The sequence below is a fragment of the uncultured Alistipes sp. genome (assembly GCF_902388705.1).
Classification (GTDB): domain Bacteria; phylum Bacteroidota; class Bacteroidia; order Bacteroidales; family Rikenellaceae; genus Alistipes.
In genome coordinates this window covers 1-2,796 of record NZ_CABMQJ010000114.1, presented here as the reverse complement: position 1 = coordinate 2,796, position 2,796 = coordinate 1, and the positions used below count along the sequence as shown (strand labels likewise).

3 protein-coding genes are annotated in these 2,796 nt (G+C 62.3%); all 3 read right to left on the bottom strand.

The annotated features are described in order from the left end of the window. Positions 1-223 (bottom strand): L-rhamnose/proton symporter RhaT (locus QZT71_RS12280; RefSeq protein WP_295916636.1); only part of this gene is annotated, 223 nt, incomplete at its 3' end. A gap of 11 nt (positions 224-234) precedes the next feature. After that, positions 235-1,389 carry a lactaldehyde reductase gene (fucO, locus tag QZT71_RS12275; RefSeq protein ID WP_295916634.1) on the bottom strand — a complete coding sequence of 385 codons (1,155 nt, stop codon included), beginning with the start codon at positions 1,387-1,389 and terminating at the stop codon, positions 235-237. Between the two features lie 5 nt (positions 1,390-1,394). After that, positions 1,395-2,648, bottom strand: a complete 1,254-nt coding sequence (locus tag QZT71_RS12270) for an L-rhamnose isomerase (protein WP_295916633.1) — start codon at positions 2,646-2,648, stop codon at positions 1,395-1,397. Positions 2,649-2,796 lie beyond the last annotated feature (148 nt).

Sequence of the window (2,796 nt, the reverse complement as noted above, 5' to 3'; positions counted from 1 at the left end):
TGAACGCCGCGGCGGGATCGGCCGCGAGGATTTCCCCCAGCGAGCCGCCCGCAGGAACGGCCAGCAGGGCCCCCAGCAGCGGGAACACCAGCCAGGCGAAAAGTCCCTGCACGAGCCAGAAACTCTCCCACGACCACTCCTTTACCTTCTTGATAGGTACATAAGAGCTCGACTGGCAGAAACTGCCCACGGCGATAATCAGAAGTCCGAGAAGCGTATTCATAATCCTGTGGTTTAGAATGCCGTATGATACAATTTTTCAATATCCGCGACCGAGGTCGGACGCGGGTTGCCACCCGTGCAGACGTCCTTGAACGCCGCCGCGGCCAGTGCGGGAATGTCCTCCTGCTTCACGCCGATTTCGTGCAGGCGCTGCGGGATGCGGATGCTCACCGACAGGTCGCGCACGGCCTTCACAGCCGCGGCGACACCCTCGTCGACGCTCATGCCCGCGGTATCGACGCCCATCGCCCGGGCGATGTCGAGGTACTTGGCGCGCGAGGGCGACTCGGCGTTGTATTCCATCACATAGGGCAGCAGCAGCGCATTCGCAACGCCGTGCGGCGTATCGTAAAACGCCCCCAGGGGGTGCGCCATCGAGTGCACGATGCCCAGCCCGACGTTCGAGAAGCCCATGCCGGCGATATACTGCGCTTCGGCCATGCCGTTGCGCGCGACGGGGTCGCTGCCGTCCTCCACGGCATTTTTCAGGTGCCGGGCGATCAGTTCGACGGCCTTCAGCTCGAACATGTCGCTCATCGTCCACGCCCCGGGCGTGATATACCCTTCGATAGCGTGCGTCAGCGCGTCCATGCCCGTGGCGGCCGTAAGCCCTTTGGGCATCGACATCATCAGCTCGCAGTCGATTACGGCGCACATCGGAATATCGTTGGGGTCGACGCAGACCATCTTCTTGCGGTTCTCCTCGTCCGTGATGACGTAGTTGATCGTCACCTCGGCGGCCGTTCCCGCCGTCGTCGGCACGGCGAACGTCGGCACGGCGCGGTGCCGGGTGGCGGCCACCCCCTCGAGCGAGCGCACATCGGCGAATTCGGGGTTGTTGACGATGATGCCCACGGCTTTGGCGGTGTCGATCGACGAACCGCCGCCCAGCGCCACCATGCAGTCGGCGCCCGAGGCCTTGAACGCCTCGACGCCCTGCTGTACGTTGCGAATCGTGGGGTTGGCCTTGATTTCGCTGTAAATCTCATAGGGGATGCCCGCACCGCGGAGCACCTCCTCGACCTTGGCGGCCACGCCGAAGCGAATCAGGTCTTTGTCCGTCACGAGCAGCACCTTTTTAAGGCCGCGCTTCCTGATTTCGTCGGCGATTACCGAGCGGCATCCTGCGCCGTAATACGACGTTTCGTTCAGTACGATGCGATACATAGGGCTTATCGTTTAGCGGTTACCTCCTTTTCGTACTGCTGGATTCCGGCGATGAACTCCTCGCCCACGGGCACGTCGTTGCGCAGGCAGAACATGTCCCACACGGCGTTCCAGGGCAGCGACTTCGACTCTTCGAGCAGCGCCAGGCGTTCGAAGCCCTGTCCGGCAGCCTCGTACCCGCGCAGCTGCGCGAGCGGTTCGAGCAGCGCCTGCATCAGGCACTTCTGCGTGGCGCGCGAGCCGATGACATAGGCACCGATGCGGTTGATCGAGGCATCGAAGTAGTCCAGCCCGATATGCACGCGGTCGAGCGCCCCGCAGCGCACGATCTCCTTGCACAGCTCCAGCGTATCGTCGTTCATAATCGTCACATGGTCGGAGTCCCAGCGCACCGGGCGCGACACGTGCAGCATCACCTCGGGGATGAACAGCAGCAGCGAAGAAATCTTGTCGGCCACGATTTCCGTAGGATGGAAATGTCCCGTGTCGAGGGTCACGATTTTGCCGCGGCTGGCGCCGTAGCCGATGTAGAAATCGTTGCTCCCGACAGTATAGCTCTCCAGGCCGATGCCGAATACCTTCGACTCGATGCAATCCTTCATGTGATCGTATTTCTGCTCGAAGATGCGGTCGAGCGAATCGCGCAGCAGCTCACGGTAGAGCATGCGGTTGACGGTGAGGTCTTTCGAGCCGTCGTGCACCCAGAGGTTCATGATGCAGGGATCGCCCTGCGCACGGCCCATCTCCTCGGCTATGGCGCGGCAGCGCTTGGTGTGCTCCACCCAGAAGGCGCGGATTTCGGGGTCGGGGTTCGACAGCGACAGGTTTCCGCTCTTGGGGTGCGAGAACGAGGTCGAGTTGAAGTCGAGTTTCATGCCGTTCTGCTTCGCCCATTCGATCCAGCCCTGGAAATGGCGGGGTTCCACCTGGTCGCGGTCGACCGACTCGCCGCCGAACTCGCCGTAAATCTCGTGCAGGTTCAGGCGGTGCGTGCCGGGAATGAACGATTTGGCCTTGAGGATGTCGGCGCGCAGCTCCTCGATGTTGCGGGCTTTGCCCGGATAGTTGCCCGTGGCCTGGATGCCGCCCGTGAGGTCGCCGCCCCGGTTTTCGAAGCCCGTCACGTCGTCCGCCTGCCAGCAGTGGAGCGAGAGCGAGATGTTTTGCAGCGCTGCGAGCGCCTTTTCCGTGTCTACGCCGATGGCCGCATAGCGGTCACGGGCAATGGCATACGCCTTTTCGATAAGTTCGGTTTTCATAAAAGCAATCGTTTATTTTTTCGGTTCATACGTTTTCGTTTCGATCGAGCGGCGGATGTACTGCCGCATCTCGGACAGCGAGCCGACCACGCCCGCAGCCCGCGCCTGCACCATGATGTTACCCAGCGCCGTGGCCTCCGCAGGGCCC

Coding starts and splice junctions, on each gene's coding strand:
- QZT71_RS12270 (WP_295916633.1), bottom strand. CDS start 2,648: ATGAAAACCGAACTTATCGAAAAGGCGTATGCCATTGCCCGTGACCGC.
- fucO (WP_295916634.1), bottom strand. CDS start 1,389: ATGTATCGCATCGTACTGAACGAAACGTCGTATTACGGCGCAGGATGC.